General features: G+C 36.6%; 19 protein-coding genes and 1 pseudogene. 10 read left to right on the plus strand and 10 right to left on the minus strand.

The window, feature by feature from the left end; all coding sequences use genetic code 11:
* Positions 1-85 precede the first annotated feature (85 nt).
* Complete coding sequence (locus QNJ66_RS13295) at positions 86-529, plus strand: multicopper oxidase domain-containing protein (RefSeq protein WP_300507651.1); 444 nt, start codon at positions 86-88, stop codon at positions 527-529.
* A 43-nt stretch (positions 530-572) separates the two neighbouring features.
* Here QNJ66_RS13295 and QNJ66_RS13300 read toward each other — a convergent pair whose 3' ends face one another.
* From QNJ66_RS13300 to QNJ66_RS13315, 4 genes are all read right to left on the minus strand, one after another.
* Positions 573-881, minus strand: coding sequence for a hypothetical protein (locus tag QNJ66_RS13300; protein WP_300507654.1), 309 nt, complete (start codon positions 879-881; stop codon positions 573-575).
* Positions 882-1109: 228 nt separating this feature from the next.
* Positions 1110-2537, minus strand: a complete 1428-nt coding sequence (locus QNJ66_RS13305) for an NAD(P)(+) transhydrogenase (Re/Si-specific) subunit beta (RefSeq protein WP_300507657.1) — start codon at positions 2535-2537, stop codon at positions 1110-1112.
* Positions 2538-2543: 6 nt separating this feature from the next.
* Positions 2544-2831: an NAD(P) transhydrogenase subunit alpha gene (locus QNJ66_RS13310; protein ID WP_300507659.1), complete on the minus strand. Its 288-nt coding sequence runs from the start codon at positions 2829-2831 to the stop codon at positions 2544-2546.
* Positions 2832-2923: 92 nt separating this feature from the next.
* Positions 2924-4081 (minus strand): Re/Si-specific NAD(P)(+) transhydrogenase subunit alpha, encoded by a 1158-nt coding sequence (locus QNJ66_RS13315; RefSeq protein WP_300507661.1) that lies wholly within the window; start codon positions 4079-4081, stop codon positions 2924-2926.
* 423 nt (positions 4082-4504) lie between these two features.
* Here QNJ66_RS13315 and QNJ66_RS13320 point away from each other — a divergent pair, with 423 nt between their 5' ends.
* A complete protein-coding gene (locus tag QNJ66_RS13320) occupies positions 4505-4744 on the plus strand; it encodes a type II toxin-antitoxin system HicB family antitoxin (protein ID WP_300507664.1) in 240 nt (79 codons plus the stop codon).
* The gene (locus QNJ66_RS13325; protein ID WP_300507667.1) at positions 4741-4965 is read left to right on the plus strand and encodes a type II toxin-antitoxin system HicA family toxin; all 225 of its coding nucleotides are present in this window, start codon (positions 4741-4743) and stop codon (positions 4963-4965) included. Before QNJ66_RS13320 ends, QNJ66_RS13325 begins: the two co-directional genes overlap by 4 nt.
* Before the next feature lie 70 nt (positions 4966-5035).
* Here the strand turns inward: QNJ66_RS13325 and QNJ66_RS13330 are convergent, their stop codons facing one another.
* Complete coding sequence (locus QNJ66_RS13330) at positions 5036-6340, minus strand: family 10 glycosylhydrolase (RefSeq protein WP_300507669.1); 1305 nt, start codon at positions 6338-6340, stop codon at positions 5036-5038.
* 171 nt (positions 6341-6511) lie between these two features.
* On the opposite strand from QNJ66_RS13330, the gene modA reads away from it, so the two are divergent.
* Positions 6512-7294, plus strand: a complete 783-nt coding sequence (modA, locus tag QNJ66_RS13335; protein WP_300507672.1) for a molybdate ABC transporter substrate-binding protein — start codon at positions 6512-6514, stop codon at positions 7292-7294.
* A 181-nt stretch (positions 7295-7475) separates the two neighbouring features.
* Here modA and QNJ66_RS13340 read toward each other — a convergent pair whose 3' ends face one another.
* On the minus strand, positions 7476-7706 hold the full coding sequence (locus tag QNJ66_RS13340; RefSeq protein WP_300507675.1) for a hypothetical protein: 231 nt from the start codon (positions 7704-7706) through the stop codon (positions 7476-7478).
* Positions 7707-7943: 237 nt separating this feature from the next.
* On the opposite strand from QNJ66_RS13340, the gene QNJ66_RS13345 reads away from it, so the two are divergent.
* Positions 7944-8372 (plus strand): YraN family protein, encoded by a 429-nt coding sequence (locus tag QNJ66_RS13345; RefSeq protein ID WP_300507677.1) that lies wholly within the window; start codon positions 7944-7946, stop codon positions 8370-8372.
* A gap of 25 nt (positions 8373-8397) precedes the next feature.
* On the opposite strand, the gene QNJ66_RS13350 is transcribed toward QNJ66_RS13345, so the two are convergent.
* Entirely contained in the window at positions 8398-9681 is a 1284-nt protein-coding gene (locus tag QNJ66_RS13350; RefSeq protein ID WP_300507680.1) for a serine hydrolase, read from the minus strand.
* A gap of 451 nt (positions 9682-10132) precedes the next feature.
* Here QNJ66_RS13350 and QNJ66_RS13355 point away from each other — a divergent pair, with 451 nt between their 5' ends.
* The 3 genes from QNJ66_RS13355 to QNJ66_RS13365 all read left to right on the plus strand — a co-directional run bounded on the left by QNJ66_RS13355 (position 10133) and on the right by QNJ66_RS13365 (position 12707).
* Complete coding sequence (locus QNJ66_RS13355) at positions 10133-12202, plus strand: FAD-dependent oxidoreductase (protein ID WP_300507698.1); 2070 nt, start codon at positions 10133-10135, stop codon at positions 12200-12202.
* 71 nt (positions 12203-12273) lie between these two features.
* On the plus strand, positions 12274-12540 hold the full coding sequence (locus QNJ66_RS13360) for a type II toxin-antitoxin system Phd/YefM family antitoxin (protein WP_300507683.1): 267 nt from the start codon (positions 12274-12276) through the stop codon (positions 12538-12540).
* Positions 12537-12707: a hypothetical protein gene (locus tag QNJ66_RS13365; RefSeq protein ID WP_300507686.1), complete on the plus strand. Its 171-nt coding sequence runs from the start codon at positions 12537-12539 to the stop codon at positions 12705-12707. The genes QNJ66_RS13360 and QNJ66_RS13365 overlap by 4 nt, the downstream gene beginning before the upstream one ends.
* Before the next feature lie 183 nt (positions 12708-12890).
* Here the strand turns inward: QNJ66_RS13365 and QNJ66_RS13370 are convergent, their stop codons facing one another.
* The 3 genes from QNJ66_RS13370 to QNJ66_RS13380 are packed head-to-tail and all read right to left on the minus strand — an operon-like array spanning position 12891 to position 13762.
* Entirely contained in the window at positions 12891-13115 is a 225-nt protein-coding gene (locus QNJ66_RS13370) for a type II toxin-antitoxin system HicB family antitoxin (protein WP_300507688.1), read from the minus strand.
* Positions 13108-13320 (minus strand): type II toxin-antitoxin system HicA family toxin, encoded by a 213-nt coding sequence (locus QNJ66_RS13375; protein ID WP_300507690.1) that lies wholly within the window; start codon positions 13318-13320, stop codon positions 13108-13110. The genes QNJ66_RS13370 and QNJ66_RS13375 overlap by 8 nt, the downstream gene beginning before the upstream one ends.
* 16 nt (positions 13321-13336) lie before the next feature.
* Complete coding sequence (locus QNJ66_RS13380) at positions 13337-13762, minus strand: CU044_2847 family protein (protein WP_300507692.1); 426 nt, start codon at positions 13760-13762, stop codon at positions 13337-13339.
* A 74-nt stretch (positions 13763-13836) separates the two neighbouring features.
* On the opposite strand from QNJ66_RS13380, the pseudogene QNJ66_RS13385 reads away from it, so the two are divergent.
* Both QNJ66_RS13385 and QNJ66_RS13390 read left to right on the plus strand, forming a co-directional pair.
* A pseudogene (locus QNJ66_RS13385) lies at positions 13837-14295 on the plus strand (DUF29 domain-containing protein).
* A 28-nt stretch (positions 14296-14323) separates the two neighbouring features.
* Positions 14324-16333 carry a caspase family protein gene (locus tag QNJ66_RS13390; RefSeq protein ID WP_300507695.1) on the plus strand — a complete coding sequence of 670 codons (2010 nt, stop codon included), beginning with the start codon at positions 14324-14326 and terminating at the stop codon, positions 16331-16333.
* Positions 16334-16419: the final 86 nt, after the last annotated feature.

Raw genomic sequence — 16419 nt, forward strand, 5'->3', positions numbered from 1 at the left:
GGAATCTGTTATATCTGACGGATAAGAACGTCTCTTCATAAAACTGTCATAAAAACTTATTCCATAGTTTTATAACCACAAATCTGTGCCGCCTAATTTCTTTATCTTTTCTTTACAAACAGTCTCTAAGACTTGGAGTAAAAACAGAGTCGATGCTAACCCTAACCCTGGTGACGTGGAAATTTGGGACTTAGTGAATCCTGGTAGCGGTTGGGTTCATCCCATACACATTCATCTGATTGATATGCAAATGCTTTCAAGAAATGGTGTACCACCTCGTCCCTATGAACAGGGTTGGAAAGATGTTTTCCATCTGGGAGAATTTGAAACCGTTCGTGTCGTTGGCCGTTTCGGACGACGGGATGAGTCAGAGTTTGGAGAATTTATCAAAGGAAAATTCATGATGCACTGTCATAACTTAGTCCATGAAGATCATTCCATGATGACTCAATTTGAAGTGGGAGAAGGAGGAACCGACCCCATTACAGGAGATCCGGCTAAACCAGTTGAACAAATGTTACCTCTCTAAATTATTATCAAAAATGCTCCTCATATAAGAGAGGAGCATTGTTTTAATTACCATAAAGTTCCTCATCAAATTTTTCGATCGCTTTCATATTGTAACGATGGGGAGGATTAGGGTAAGTTACTTTTGACTTTTGTTTGGGGGTTTTAATAGAGGTTTCTTTCTTAGTTTGAAGAATACTCTTCTTTGACTCGGTTTTGGACGATGGGACAACGGTTTCTGTTGTCTCGGAAGATTTGACTGGTTGTGCTGAGTTTTCTTGTGCTAAAACAATAGTTGTATGAAAAACGCTTCCTAGTATGAGCAACATCAGGACAACTAGCCGAATGATATACCAACTCAATAGGGCTAACACGGCTTTTCTCTTAAAGTACTAATTCTATCCTAGCATCTTAACCTGGATTTCTAACAAAAGAAGAACTATTAAAGAACTTTCATTCCGAGGTACGAGGAATCTCTTTAACGTCCTAACCATAATACGTAGTGCTATAACAAAAGGCTTGTTGTTCATAAATATAATTATACCTCCCCATTCATAAAACAGGGAGGTATAAAATTAGTTATTGAACTGAAGAAAAAACAATTACAGTTGCTTAACTTCAGACACTAACTTAGACACCATATCTTGTGCGCTACCAAACAACATCATGGTTTTATCTTCGTAGAATAACTCGTTATCTACACCAGCAAAACCGGTACTTAAACCACGTTTAATAACGATGGTATGATTAGCTCGATCCACTTCTAAGATAGGCATTCCAAAAATAGGACTACTTTGATCAGCCCGTGCAGCAGGGTTAACCACGTCATTAGCCCCAATAACCAAGGCAACATCAGTCTGTTCAAACTCAGGGTTGATGTCGTCCATATCGTGCAACTGGTTATAAGGAACGTTAGCCTCAGCTAATAAAACGTTCATGTGACCCGGCATCCGTCCGGCAACGGGGTGAATAGCATATTTAACTTCAACGCCCATTTTTTCCAGTTGGTTAGCCAACTCTCTGACGGTGTGTTGTGCTTGCGCTACTGCCATACCATACCCAGGTACAATGACCACAGAACGGGCATAACCTAACATCATCGCCCCTTCTTCAGGATCGATGGAATGTACAGTTTTATCAGTACCATCACCAGAACCTCCGGCTACAGTTCCTCCGGCACTACCAAAGGCACCGAATAAAACGCTAAGTAAAGAACGGTTCATGGCTTTACACATGATTTCCGTTAAGATGATACCGGATGCACCCACCAACGCACCAGCGACGATGAGCATATTGTTCATTAAGATGAAACCAGCAGCACTCGCAGCTAAACCTGAGAAGGAGTTTAACAGGGAGATAACTACGGGCATATCGCCACCACCGATAGGTAGTACGAATAAGACCCCAAATACTAAGGATAAACCTACTAAACCTAAGAAAACTGTTGGGTTAGCTGGGTTAATGAAGAGGTAAACACTTCCTACGATGAAGGATAAGAAGAGTAGAATATTGAAGGGTTGTTGTAGGGGAAAGGTAACAGGAGAACCACTTACTAACCCTTGTAACTTAGCAAAAGCTAGTAAACTACCTGTTAAGGTTACACCACCGATAAACACCCCTAAAATGCCTACTAAGGTAGCATCAAAAGGAATGCCGTTCCCTGCGTCTAATAACCGCCAAAACTCACCAACGGCAACTAAGGCACTAGCTGCACCCCCTAAACCGTTGAAAATACCCACCATTTGGGGCATGGCAGTCATAGCAACTTTTTGAGCCGTGATCGCTCCAATAATAGAACCGATGATCACTCCTACAAGAATCATCTGGTAGTTGATCACGGACTGGTTAATGAGTGTAGCAATAATAGCAAAGAACATCCCTACGGCAGCAATAATGTTGCCTCGGCGGGCGGTTGCGGGTGATCCTAACTGCTTTAAACCGACAATAAAGAGGGCCGCAGCGACTAAATAAGTGAGTTCGATGCCGGTGGTTAAACCTGACAGAACATCAGTACATAAAGTATCGTTCATTGTTAATTATGCTCCCTTTTTCTTGAACATTTGCAACATCCGGTCGGTTACCAAGAAACCACCAACCACGTTAACCGTTGCTAAAACAACAGCTACTAACCCTAAAATGACGGTAATATTCCATTCTTGGGGTCCGGCAATGAGAATAGCCCCAACCACAGCAATACCAGAAATAGCATTGGCCCCAGACATGAGGGGAGTGTGTAGGGTGGGAGGCACTTTGTTGATCACCTCAAACCCCACAAAAGAGGCTAAGACGAACACTACTAAACCTATTAATAATCCAGTTGTCATTGATAATATATACTCCTGAGTTGTATCAGTTACCAGTTATCAGTTACCAGTTAAGTTTATTTCTCACTGTTCACTGTTCACTGCTCACTGTTTTATGCTTGAACTAAGGTAGCGAGGGCTTTTTTAACCCGTTCGTTGCGGACTTCTCCTTCGTAGGTAACGCAGGTTCCGCTTACGATGTCGTCTTCAAAGTTGAAGTCAATGGCACCGTCTTTAACTAAATATTTCACCAAGGTTAAGAGGTTTTTGGCGTATACTTTACTAGAGTCTACGGGTAAGGTTGAAGGTAAGTTTAACGGTCCAATAATGGTGACACCGTTGTAGTAAACGTCTTTACCGGCTTCGGTACAAGCACAGTTACCACCCTGTCCGGCTGCTAAGTCCACGATCACAGCCCCTGAACTCATTTCACCTACCATTTCCTCGGTGACGATCAAGGGGGCGCGTTTGCCTTGTACTTGGGCGGTGGTGATGACTACATCAGATTTTTTAATATGTTCGGTTAGAACTTGACGAATTTTCTCTTGTGTGCTTTGACCGACTTCTTTGGCGTAACCCTGACTGGTGGCTGTGTCTTCTTCGATGGGTATCTCAATAAATTTTGCCCCGACACTTTGCACCTCTTCTTTAACCGCAGGGCGTACGTCAAAGGCTTCTACTACTGCCCCTAAGCGTCTAGCGGTTGCGATGGCCTGTAACCCGGCTACACCTGCACCGATAACTAAGACTTTGGCCGGGGGAATGGTTCCGGCGGCGGTTGTCATCATGGGGAAGAGACGAGGCAAGGAAGCGGAAGCGATTAAGGCTGCTTTGTAACCTGCTATATTAGCCTGAGATGACAGTGCATCCATACTTTGGGCGCGACTGGTACGGGGAATCATCTCCATACTAAAGGCGTTTATTTTCCGTTGGGCCAAGGCTTGAACCTGTTCGGGGTTGCCCAAGGGGTTGAGGAAACTGATCAAGGTTGCACCGGTTTTTAACCAGTTCATTTCCTCTTCTCCTTCTTGTTCCCCAGGTGGGGCAACTTTGAGGAGGATATCAGCAGACTCCCATAGTTCTTTGGCGGAGTTGACAATAGTGGCCCCGGCTGCTTCGTATGCGCTATCGGTAAAATGCGCGCCTTGGCCTGCCCCAGACTGTACCAATACTTCAAACCCTAGCTTAATAAAGCGGGCGACAATATCAGGAACGAGGGCAACTCGCAATTCTCCTAAGTCACTTTCTTTTGGAACTGCGATTTTTAGCATATTGAACCTTCCTTGTTTTTGTTTATGGGTTAAAAGTTTGTTGTTAGTATTTTCAGGGTTATTAACGGGTTAAGAGGAAACCTTAAACTCTTCTTTGTTTTTGCTTCACAATTGTTAAGTGTGATGACTTAATTGGATGAAGCTTTGAGTTGGCTTTGGTCATGGTTTGAGTGAGCATTGGTTGACAAACTGATAACCTTTGATATTGAGAGCGTTATTAACCCGATACTTCTGAGATAGCCTAATTCTGCTTTTTATTTAGTTTAAGCTAGGTTTTTGCAACCCCTTGAAAACTTAATCAATTTTTAACTGTGTATTTTGTTACCAATTATCAATCATCTTTGAGCCTAACTAGATTAGATTATAATAATCTTTAATATCAAAATTTGATGATAATTACCGTAAACTTAGTAATCAATAAAAATGAACCGACTTGAGTTACCAGTAGAATATAGCTTTGATATTGATAGTAATTTGGTCATTGCTACTGTACCAGACTTAAATTATATATCTTCTTTTGGCAAAGATTTTGCAGAAGCGGAAAAAAATGTCATTGAAGCTGTTTTGGCTTATTTAGAAGCATTAAAACAAGACAATTTACCAATACCTGATTTTCCTAAAAAATCATCTGCAACTATGTTATTGATTGAATTAGTATTATGAGTGATCGCTTATCATCTATTACCTCAAAAAAGGCTCCCAAGAAACTAAAAAAAGCAGGATTTAGTAAACATCACCAACGGGGAAGTCATTTAGTTTTAAAACATCCTGATGGTCGAATGATTGTTCTCCCAATTCATAACAATGATATTCCTAAAGGGACATTCTATAATATTATTGTCCATCAAGCTAAGTTAAGTATCGATGAATGGAATAATATTTGAATTCAATTTATAAGCTTAATTTTTTTAAGATAATGATTTATTTTTATACTTATTTAAACCCCGTTGTTAACTACAGGGTCTTATCAAAGCTATTTTTTACACGAGAAGCTATTTCTTCGGGTTTTCCTGATAGGGGAAAGACTAAAACACTATCAATGTTTTTATTATTAGCTAATTCTTGGAGACGGTGTAATTGTTGATCTGTGATAGCAATACCATCGTATTTTTTAGCATAGTTTACTTCTGCATTAAAATTGTTTTCGTTATATGCTTGAATAAAAACTCTATCTACTGACCAATTCTCCCAGTCAGCAGCAAAGTATTTTTTTGACCAATAAGGGTTATGATGACTAATATCAAAACTAACTGAATTATTAGCTTTTTTTACTTCTGCAATCATCTTCTGGGTAAATTTAGTTAACTTAGCTGTTCGATCAATTTTTCCTGGTAATTCTGCATGATAACCTAAATAATCATCCCATTGTACAGCATCAATTTGAGGATATTTTTTAACAAATTCTACTACAATATTAGTGAAAAAATTTGCAATTTCTGGCACTTCTACATCTAAAACATAATGTTCAATATTACTATAGGTTCTATCTACTCCAGGAACTAACCATTTATTGGCGATCGCTTTATCAAAAATTGGACTATTTTTATCAATTTTTATCCCTTTTTCAAAATAAGCATGAACTTCCATCCCCTGTTTATGTGCTTCATCAATTAACCAATTTAACCATTGGGGATTAAAGTAATTCGGACAACTATTATAGCCTAAAGTTTGCTGCATAACTTCACTCTTATACATGGTACAACCATTACCCCAAACACCATGAATAATTGTATTAAATCCTTGGCTTTTATAATATCTTACTCGTTGCCTAATGGTTGCTTCATTGGCATTATTTGTAACTTGATAGCGACTTAAATAAATTCCTCTAATTTTTTTCTTTTCCCAAGGTGTTAATGTCTTTTTTTTACTATTATTTACTTCAGGTTTAATTGTTTCAGATGCCGTTTTTTGTGGGCTATTATTAGTTATTTTAGGTTGGTTTTCAGGTGCTTTTATAATTGGATTTTTTGGGTTTGAATATGAAGTTGATGGGGAGGAATTAGGATTTATTGGTTCAGTTTTAACTTGTTTACTTGGTATGATGGTGTTTTCTTCGGTCTTTTCCATAGGAATGGGTAAATTAGGATACTTTTCTAATAATTGAATCATCACTGGATTATTAACAATAAAATTGGGTAAAAGATAATCATTTTTGACAAAAAACCACCAATAACCACCACCAATAATGCTTGAAACAATAAATAGTTCTACTAAACAACCAAAATCAAAAAGACCAGAAGATTTCTTATTATTAGACATAATTCAAAGTCTCTAAATTTATACAATATACCTAGATTATATCAATACCTATATATGATCAGTATCTTATGAATTAAAAAATATGTTAAACTATCATTAAATTTATAGTCCTTTTTCAATTATTAATTTTATTATGATCTTTAGTTAAACTCGATTGTCTGATTAATTTACATGAGAAGAAAATATTTTTTAGCCTTAATATTAACAAGTTTCATAACAGCTTGTAGCACATCTGGTTCTAATCAACAAGATTATCCTAAAGTTACTTTAACTATATCGGTTGCTGCTAGTTTACAAGATGCTATGAAAACATTAAAGACTATTTATCAACAAGAAAATCCAAATATAGAGATTATTTATAACTTTGGTTCTTCCGGTTCTTTGCAACAACAAATAGAACAAGGTGCGCCAACAGATGTCTTTATTTCTGCTGCACCTAAACAGATGAATGTTCTAGAAAAAAGAGGCTTGATCTTAACAGAGACTCGTCAAGATTTATTAGAAAATAATCTGGTTTTAATTATGCCAAAAGATAGCCAAAAATCTGTAAAGTTTGAAACCTTATCTACTGAAAATTTAGATAAAATTGCTTTAGGAAATACAGAAAGTGTACCGGCTGGAGAATATGCAAAACAGGTTTTAAACTCATTAAAAATATACGATACATTAAGACCAAAATTAGTCTATGGCAAAAATGTTCGTCAAGTTCTTTTTTATGTAGAAACAGGTAATGTTGATGCTGGAATTGTTTATAGTACCGATGCCAAAATATCTGATAAAGTAATAGTAAAAGACACAGCCCCAGAAAATTCACATTCTCCTATAATATACCCTGTAGCTGTTGTAAAAGACAGTAAAAATTTGGAAAAAGCTAATGATTTTATTGATTTTATATTATCAGAAAAAGCTCAATTAGTATTTCAAGAGTATGGGTTTACACAACCAAAAAGTTAAGATGCTATACTTATTTTATTGTACAGTTATAAGTATCTAAATATAAATAACTTTTACCCAAAATATTGATCAACAGGCTTAAAAATTGTTATTGTATAGGGAGTAAAGATTACAGTAACAGAACTGTTCCTTACTCCGTTATGATAATTCTTTCATCAATAATTCTTGCTTGGAAACAAGATTAAATTACAAAAAGCTCGATCACACTGGCTAAAACCATAGCAAAAATACCTACTTTAAATAAGCCATTTAATTCATTATCATTAGTAGTAGTTACTTGATTGTCACTACCCTGTAAATGGCCATAAACGTTAACTGCTCCCATCATAAAGAATAATAAAGCCAATAAGCTCATTCCTTCATCTTTTTTCTTGTTGGAAATAGTAGCTTTAGTGTATTTATACTTATTCATAACTCCTCACTCCATAAGTATCCATTAGCAAAAGGGTTTAACGCCCTCCCTAACAATATGTTAACAAATGTAAAATGTTATGACAAGTAATTGACAAAATATGAATTAAATGGTAAGCAGGCAATAACCAAACATTGAACATTGAACATTTTGGTTTCAAGCCTCTCCCTTTAGGGAGAAAGAAGTTTGGGAGAGGTTTCAAGCCTACTTCCAAACGAATGATAAATGATAAATGAAATGACTTCTATAGGCAAAATAGGTGAAAAATTCGTGGCTCAATGGTTAACTTCTCAGGGTTGGCAGCTTTTAAATGAGCGTTGGAGATCGCCTTGGGGTGAAATTGATTTAATTGCTCAACAACTTGACATTAACACGGTTATTTTTGTTGAAGTCAAAACAAGAAAAAGTAGCAATTGGGATCACGGCGGTATTTTAGCAGTGACCCCACAAAAACAGGCTAAAATTAGGCAAACAGCCAATTATTTTTTAGGAGAATATCCTCACTTTTCTAATTTTATTTGTCGCTTTGATGTCGCTTTAGTTCATCATAAACCTTGTCATCAGATATGTTCTCAAAACAATGATTTTATTATTAATTTGGGTAAACCTATCCAATGGCAAGGTTATCAGCTAACTTTATTAGATTATATTGAAGCTGCTTTTTAGGTTCCTATTTTACTCTGATTAATTGTTAATTATTTGGGGTTTCTTCTGGTTGAGTTTGAGTTTCAACTGGTTTTTGACGTGGTTTAGGAACTGGACGAGGTTGATAATGTTTAAAGTGTTGATAGACAGTTCTAGAAATGTCTTGAATGAGATGACGACCTGCTACATCATTATAGGCTCGTTCAGCAAAAACTGCTCCAATATAACGCTTTCCCGTGGGCATATCAATAATACCAGCATCCCCAATAATTGTGCCAATGTCTCCTGTTTTATGAGCAATGTTGGCTTTTTTTTCTAACCCTTGAGGTAGTAAAGTTCGGGTGCGTGTTCCTTCCATAATAGAGATGAGGCGATCGCGGGATCTTGCACTAATTAAATCACCCCTTTCTATCCTTGCTAAGAGTTTGCTTAAATCTTCTGAACTGGTTTTATTAGTACCTTCTAAATCAGGTAAAATATTATTAATTTCAGTGTGTTTCATGCCCCATTTTTTGAAGCGTTCGTTAAGAACTTCTTTTCCACCTATTTGTTTAACTAACATTTCCGTAGCGGTATTATCACTGATAACTATCATTTTTCTGGCAACTTCTAGTGCTGTAAATTTCTTGTTGACTCCCATATATTGCATATCCCCAGAGCCACTAACCATCACGTCTTTTGTCATGGTTAGCATTTGATCAAGGTGAATATTTCCTTTATCAACTTCTTCAAAGAAAGCAACTAAAACAGGAATTTTTATGGTACTAGCAGCCGGAATAGGTTGAGTGCCATTGTAAGTAACATAAGCCCCATTATCTAAGTCAATAAACCAAGCTTGAGGTTTAACATTAGGGTATTCAGCATCAATTTTTTGTATTTTTTCTTTGAGTGCGGTTAATTCTTTACTAACAGGAACAGTTGTGGAACTTTTTGGAGTTAATTTTTCTGTTTTCTCTGTTTTATTTTCTTTGTTTTCTTTATTTTCTTCCGCAGAAGGTTTAATGAGTTGAGAAGCTTTGGTGTAAGCTGCTAAAATGTCTTCAGGATTAATAACCGTTAGGGTGGTTCCTGCGATCGCTCCGATTCCAACTCCCATAATACCAATACGCAAAATATACAATAACAATTGAGTTAATGGGTTGGGGGAACGTTTGGAAGGGTTAGAACGAGGTTTTCTGGGTTCAGTAACCGTTTTTGCTCTAGATAGTTTTTGTGTACTATTTTTTCCTCTCCCTGAAACGATATGAGCTTGTTTTTGATTATCATTCACCCGACGAGGTGAGGTTTTTTTTGCTTGAGGAGAGGTAGTAGGAGAAGTTGGACGCGGCATAATTTCAACTTATTAATATATCTTTGATCTCAATTACCAGTTGAGACGCAAAAAACCTCTTAGAGTTGCATCATGTCAGTTATCAGTTACCAGTTATCGGTTATCAGTTAGCAGTTACCAGTTATCGCTAATTACTTTAAAGTGAGAAACTAATTAATCACAAATGTATTAATTAGATAACTTTTTAATGAGTAAAGTGATTCTATATAAACAACTAAAATTAATCAATTAAGAAATACTAAAATTAAGAAATATTTATACAAACCATTGACTAAGTAAAAAGTATAAGACGATTTTTAGTAAATGTGAAAAAAGACTTAAAATATAGCTATCTTGACCAATAATTTTCCTAGACTAAAAGAACAAAAGACAACATAAATATATGATTGGCCATTTATCTTCACAATAGTTAATCATCTAACTTACTACACTTACACACTCGATAAAAATGATGGAAAGAATGAGGAGAGAACACGGAGAATCGGGGAAATTACTGTCAAAAAAATCACCCAATAGTATCCGAGCATTAAAACGTATTTTAACCGCTTTTTCTTTAGGGATTATTGCTTTACAATCTACTGTGCCGGTTTTAGCTAATTCCCGAAAACCTGAAGAAACTGTCAATTGTGATATGTTAATTGTCGGTGCTGGTTTAGCTGGATCAGCAGCAGCTTATGAAGGTTTATTAGCAGGAAAAACCGTTTGTTTAACGGAAATTACTGATTGGGTTGGGGGACAAATTTCCTCGCAAGGAACCTCAGCATTAGACGAAGGAAAACAACAGCGATCGCAACAACATTTTCCCAGAGGATATAGACTTTTAAGAAATAATATTGCTCGTCTCTACAATCGACAAAACCCTGGAGAATGTTGGGTGAGTGAAAGTTGTTTTATTCCTTATCATGGTCATCAGTTATTATCTCAACAATTAAAAGACGCTGAACAACAAGGAAGAGGACAATTAAAATGGTTTCCTTCCACGGTAATTAAAGAAGTAGAATTAAGTGAAGATGGGAAGTTAATAAAAAGCGCGATCGCTATTCAACACAGTCCCAAAGCTGGAACCGGTCACCTCAATAAAGAACCCCTTTCCAAAAACATTGAAGACGCTTATAGCTACGAAAACTCAGAAAGATTTAATAAAAAAATTATTCGTTTTGAGTCTAAAACTAAACAAGGAAGTCCTACGGACTGGTTTGTGATCGAAGCCACAGAAACAGGGGAAATCATCGCTTTAACCGACATTCCTTACCGTTTAGGACTAGACCCCCGTGACCACCTTAACCCCTCTTCTCCCACGGAAAAAGGCGATAACTACTGTGTGCAAGGGTTCACTTATCCCTTTGCTATGGAAAGGACAGAAACCCCGCAACCCCAGACAAAACCCTCCTTTTATGAACAGTACGAACCCTACTACGGTTACGACACTGATCGCCGTTTAGCCTATTTTGATGTAGTCTTTACATATCGACGTATTTGGACTCCCAAACCAGCAGATTTAGTGAGAGTGGGGCCGATGAAAGTGCAGCAACCCCAACCTGGGGACATTTCTATGCAAAACTGGATCTGGGGTAATGATTATCGTCCCGGAACGTCTCAAGATAACCTGGTTTATAGTCGTAGACAACTAGAAGAAACCGGACAACTGGAACCTGGGGGTTGGAAAGGGGGACTTCGTACAGATGCTTTGCGCAAAGGGGAAGAACTCTCTAAAGGATATTACTATTGGTTGGTTGCCGGTAGGACAGACTCTCGTTTAGGATATGGAACCAAACGTCCAGCACCCAATCATCGCTTTTTACAAGGTTTAGATTCCCCTATGGGAACTGCTCACGGGTTATCGAAATATCCCTATATTCGGGAAGGAAGACGGATTATCGGGAGACCTTCTTACGACCATGCTCAAGGGTTTGCCATCAACGAGATCGATATTTCTACAAAAGATTATTGGGGAGACTTTTATCGGACTTCCTTACCCCGTCCCATGTATCAGTTGGTGTGGTCAACTATTGCTAATTTAGAATCAAAGTTTGTTACCCCGAACGATCGCCCATCCTATATGATTACCAGACGCACCCATGCAACGGTTTATCCTGACTCTGTGGGGGTTGCTCAGTATATGATCGATTTTCATCCTTGTATGGCTTTATCTCCCCCAGAAAAACGTGGCAACCGTGAACGACAAGGGGTTAGAGTGGCTCATGGTGGGGCGCATCCGGCGCAGATACCTTTAAGAGCGTTAATTCCCCAAAAAGTCGATAATTTAATTGTCTCGGGTAAGAGTATTGCTACCAGTAACATTGCTGCTGCTGCTTATCGGGTGCATGGGTTTGAATGGTCTGTGGGTGCTGCTGCTGGAACCTTGGCTAGTTTTTCTTTAGAACAAAAGGTTTTACCCTATGAATTAGTGGATAATTTACCGGAACAAGAAGCTAAATTATTGGAGTTACGTCGAAGGTTAGAAAGGAATGGTAATCCTACTACTTTTCCTCGTGAAATGATGTTTAGTGTGCGTCGTTAAGCTGTAGGGTGGGCATTGCCCACCTTATAATATGTCATAATTAAATGAGGGTTTAAGTAAGAATTTTCTCCATGACTAAATATCTAACCATTGCTGAAGCTAATCAAAATTTATTAAAATTATCCTCTGAATTAGGAGATGAACCAGCTATTATTACGGAGGATGGGAAACCTGTTATGGTGGCATTTAGTTATGAACAAATCGCTTCCCTCTTAGAAACTCTAGAAATTTTAGAAGATGAAGAGTTATCTTCTATATTATCTGAAGCGATCGCTCAAGATCAAGCAGAAAAAAGAATTAGTTGGTTAGATGCTCAAAAACAACTGGGTTGGGAATGAAATATAATATTGAGTTAATTCCTATTGCACTGGAATTATTAGGTAAAATTAAGGATAAACGAGTTCAAAATGGATTGCGTGAACGGATAGATAAGCTACAAGATGATCCTGAAAAACAGGGTAAAGCTCTTTCTGGTAAACTAAAAATCGTAGTGTTAGAGCATTAGGACAACGTTATAGAATTATTTATCGTGTAGATAAAAACAAAATTGTTGTCTTAGTCATTGGAGTAGGAATTAGAAAAGAAGGAAATAAAAAAGATATTTATTCTCTTCTTCAAAAGTTACTTGATAATATTAACCTTGATTTAGAATAAATAGAAGAATTATCTACTATCAATCAAAGAATATTTAAGCTACTTGATCATAATATGTTTTTGGCGTGGGTAGGGTTTCTCCTGCTATTTTATAATCTTCAATCAGTAATTCTAACACTTCTACTCCGTTGCTGACAGCTTCGGTATAGGTATCACCATGAGTTCTCCATTGTTGTCCTGAAAAGTCAGGGAACCCAACTAAATAACAGTTATCTTCCTCTGACCATTGAATAATCATTGTATATTTAAGGTTATTCACTATTTTGTCTCCTTTTAACTTGTTCTATTGCTTCTAAAACTCTTTTTTCTAAGTAAGTTTTAGCATCTGAACCATCTTTTCCTGATAAGGTAATTCTACCTTGATATAAAGGATGATACCAGTTTGAGTGACTTCCTTTACCAGTACGGGAACGAAAACCGACTTTTTGCAACATCTGTTTGAGTTCTCTAATTTTTTTTGGCATTTACATTAATTATTATTTATTCGCTGTCAATAAAAGAACATTCAACTGTAATTTTTAAATGACTATCTGCTGAAGTTGTAACGTAAGGTACTCCTACTTTTCCCATTACTTTAATACCAAATTCTAAGGTAACTTTATCAATGTTAGCGTTGTCAACTTGTTTGAACGCATTTAGTGTATATTCTGTATAAGATTTAATAGTATTAGCAATAGAAGGAATATTATTTTCAATTGGTTCTTGTTCAGAAGTGTTATTTTCTGTGGGAGATGTTCTGGAAAAAATATCTTTGAGTCCTTTGGGATCTTTTCCTAAGCTTTCTCTGGTTTCTTCTCTTATTTCTTCAGCAATATTTTTATCTTCAGAACTGATATCAATATCTTCGTTACTTTCTAAATAAATAATTGTGTTATCGTCTAATTTAATCGGGGTTAATTTTGTCATGATATTTAATATTTGATGGGTTAGATAATTTTAGTTTAAACTAAGATTATTGACTGTTGTTATTGTAAACTATCATGACCACTGAATTTACAGCAAAGACTAAATGTTTATATGATACGGATTATTATCTCTGGTTACAAGAAACAGCTACAAGTTTAGCTAATCGTAATTTTACAACTTTAGACTGCAATAATTTATTGGAGGAAATTGAATCTTTGGGTAAGCGAGAAAAAAAAGCAATTAAAAGTAATTTAAGAATTGTTATCTTATATCTTTTAAAATGGAATTATCAAATTAACAAGCGTTCTCAAAGTTGGATTTATTCTATTGCTGAACATCGACAACGTTCATAACATGATTTTGAAACCAGTCCTAGTTTAAAGAGATATTGTCAAGAGATTTTTCTACAAGTTTATCAAGAAGGACGTAAGTTAGCTGCAAAAGAAACAGGACTATCTTTAAATCATTTTCCTGAAACTTGTCCTTTTTCTTTAGAAAATGTTCTTGATGAAAATTGGTTAGAACTTAGTTAAAATAAACCTGTTAATAGAAACTAGATTTATGAGTAGAGATGCGTTGATTGTTGGTATTAATAATTATGATTATAAAGGGTTAAAATATTTGCCCTCTCCTGCTGAAGATGCAGAGGCGATCGCTTCTATTTTGGAAAATGATGGACAGTTCAATATTATTCGTCGTTTACCTGAAGCTATAAAAAACATTGATTCAACCACAAAATCACCTTACATTAGTCAAAAGGGAGAAGTTTCTTTAAAACAGTTAAAAGATAGTTTAGTCAAACTGTTTAAACCAGAAAGCAAGCAAATTCCTGATACTGCTTTGTTCTATTTTTCTGGTCATGGAATTAGAAAAACATCAGGAATAACAGAAGGTTTTTTATGTACCAGCGATGTTCATCCTGACATGGAGTTTAATGGTTTATCTTTGAAATGGTTACGGGAATTATTACAAGAAAGTCCCATCAAACAACAAATTATTTGGTTAGATTGTTGTCATAGTGGAGAATTTATTAATTTTAGTGAGGCCAACCCCCAAGAAGTAGGAAAGGGACGAGATAGATGTTTTATTGCAGCATCAAGAGAGTTTGAAGAAGCACTGATCGATATTAATAGTAAATATAGTGTTTTAACTAAACTTATTTTAGAAGGTTTAGAATCCGATCAATATAATGAAAAATCTGTAACAACCTTCAGCTTAAGTAACTATATTAGTGAACAAATTAAACAAATAAAAGGCAATCTACAACACCCTATTTTTACGAATTTAGGTGAACCTATTACCCTAACTTATGGTCAGAAAATTGCAGCAGAAACCCCCAAAACTACGGAAACAAGCGATATTTGCCCCTATAAAGGATTAAGATATTTTGAATTAGAAGATCATCATTGGTTCTTTGGGCGAGAAAACCTGACAAAAACACTTTTAGGAAAAATTAGTCAAAAAAATTTCTTAGCGGTGCTTGGTGCATCAGGAAGCGGTAAATCATCTGTGATTCGGGCAGGGGTGCTATATCAGTTAAAACAAGGATTGATGTTGCAGGGTTCGGCAGATTGGGAAATTAAGATCATGGTTCCTGGAAATCAACCCATGTTTACTATAGCGCAACAGTTTCTTGAGCCTGATCTGTCTCGTATTGAGCGATCGCAGCAGTTAGAAACAGCAGAAAGCTTATTAGAAAAGGGTTCCGATGGGTTAAAACGTCTCATCGAAACCACAGACGCACCGAAAGTGTTGTTAATAATTGACCAATTTGAGGAAATTTTTGCTCCTGATACCGATAAAGCAGAAAGAGAGCGGTTTATTGACTGTTTATTAGGTGCAGTGGACAAATGCAACGGCAAACTTAAAGTTATGATTGCCATGCGCGCTGACTTTTTTGGCAAATGTGTGGAGGAAACCTATAGCGGTTTGAGTCAGCAGATAGAGGAAAATCTTATTTCTGTGACTCCTATGACGGAAAAAGAACTGTTGCGCGCTATTACCAAACCAGCAAAACAGGTTAATTTACCCATCGAACCATTATTACTTAAGGAAATACTCAAAGATATTGAAAATTCTCCTGGTAGTCTTCCCTTACTGCAAGATGCGTTAAGGGAGTTATGGAAACAACGAGAGAATCAGGGGTTAACTTTAGCTAACTATATCAAAATCGACAGAGTTGCCGGCAGTCTTAACAAACGCGCAACGGATGTTTATCAAAGTCTTACTGATGCGCAACAGTTAACAGCGAAACATATTTTTCTCAACCTGACGCAGTTGGGAGAGGAGACAGAAGACACTCGTAGACGGGTTTTAAAAGCTGACTTAGTGACGGAAAACCATGATCAAGCTTCTATTGACGCAATGGTACAGTTATTGGCTGATGAAAAGTTAATTGTTACCGATAGGACACAGCAAGGGGATGAGGTGATAGATGTAGCTCATGAGGCGTTAATACGTTATTGGGAACTGTTGCGACAGTGGTTAGATGAGAGTCGGGAACAGTTACGGGAGCAGCGAAAAATTGAAGGGGTTGATGCTGCTCCCAAAAACCTACCTAATATTCCCTAAAATTACTTATATTAGTAGCAAAAGTTGATAAATAAGTAGGTTATTGTGTTTAAAACCCTAATATGATACAATTAAACTTAACAGTT

It is taken from the genome of Crocosphaera sp., from assembly GCF_030064895.1.
In the GTDB taxonomy this organism is placed as follows: Bacteria; Cyanobacteriota; Cyanobacteriia; order Cyanobacteriales; family Microcystaceae; genus Crocosphaera.

What these genes read in the sequence shown, in the direction of transcription:
- QNJ66_RS13305 (WP_300507657.1), bottom strand. Translation starts at nt 2,537, where the DNA reads ATGAACGATACTTTATGTACTGATGTTCTGTCAGGTTTAACCACCGGC.
- QNJ66_RS13310 (WP_300507659.1), bottom strand. Translation starts at nt 2,831, where the DNA reads ATGACAACTGGATTATTAATAGGTTTAGTAGTGTTCGTCTTAGCCTCT.
- QNJ66_RS13315 (WP_300507661.1), bottom strand. Translation starts at nt 4,081, where the DNA reads ATGCTAAAAATCGCAGTTCCAAAAGAAAGTGACTTAGGAGAATTGCGA.
- QNJ66_RS13320 (WP_300507664.1), top strand. Translation starts at nt 4,505, where the DNA reads ATGAACCGACTTGAGTTACCAGTAGAATATAGCTTTGATATTGATAGT.
- QNJ66_RS13325 (WP_300507667.1), top strand. Translation starts at nt 4,741, where the DNA reads ATGAGTGATCGCTTATCATCTATTACCTCAAAAAAGGCTCCCAAGAAA.
- QNJ66_RS13330 (WP_300507669.1), bottom strand. Translation starts at nt 6,340, where the DNA reads ATGTCTAATAATAAGAAATCTTCTGGTCTTTTTGATTTTGGTTGTTTA.
- modA (WP_300507672.1), top strand. Translation starts at nt 6,512, where the DNA reads ATGAGAAGAAAATATTTTTTAGCCTTAATATTAACAAGTTTCATAACA.
- QNJ66_RS13340 (WP_300507675.1), bottom strand. Translation starts at nt 7,706, where the DNA reads ATGAATAAGTATAAATACACTAAAGCTACTATTTCCAACAAGAAAAAA.
- QNJ66_RS13345 (WP_300507677.1), top strand. Translation starts at nt 7,944, where the DNA reads ATGACTTCTATAGGCAAAATAGGTGAAAAATTCGTGGCTCAATGGTTA.
- QNJ66_RS13350 (WP_300507680.1), bottom strand. Translation starts at nt 9,681, where the DNA reads ATGCCGCGTCCAACTTCTCCTACTACCTCTCCTCAAGCAAAAAAAACC.
- QNJ66_RS13355 (WP_300507698.1), top strand. Translation starts at nt 10,133, where the DNA reads ATGGAAAGAATGAGGAGAGAACACGGAGAATCGGGGAAATTACTGTCA.
- QNJ66_RS13360 (WP_300507683.1), top strand. Translation starts at nt 12,274, where the DNA reads ATGACTAAATATCTAACCATTGCTGAAGCTAATCAAAATTTATTAAAA.
- QNJ66_RS13365 (WP_300507686.1), top strand. Translation starts at nt 12,537, where the DNA reads ATGAAATATAATATTGAGTTAATTCCTATTGCACTGGAATTATTAGGT.
- QNJ66_RS13375 (WP_300507690.1), bottom strand. Translation starts at nt 13,320, where the DNA reads ATGCCAAAAAAAATTAGAGAACTCAAACAGATGTTGCAAAAAGTCGGT.
- QNJ66_RS13380 (WP_300507692.1), bottom strand. Translation starts at nt 13,762, where the DNA reads ATGACAAAATTAACCCCGATTAAATTAGACGATAACACAATTATTTAT.
- QNJ66_RS13390 (WP_300507695.1), top strand. Translation starts at nt 14,324, where the DNA reads ATGAGTAGAGATGCGTTGATTGTTGGTATTAATAATTATGATTATAAA.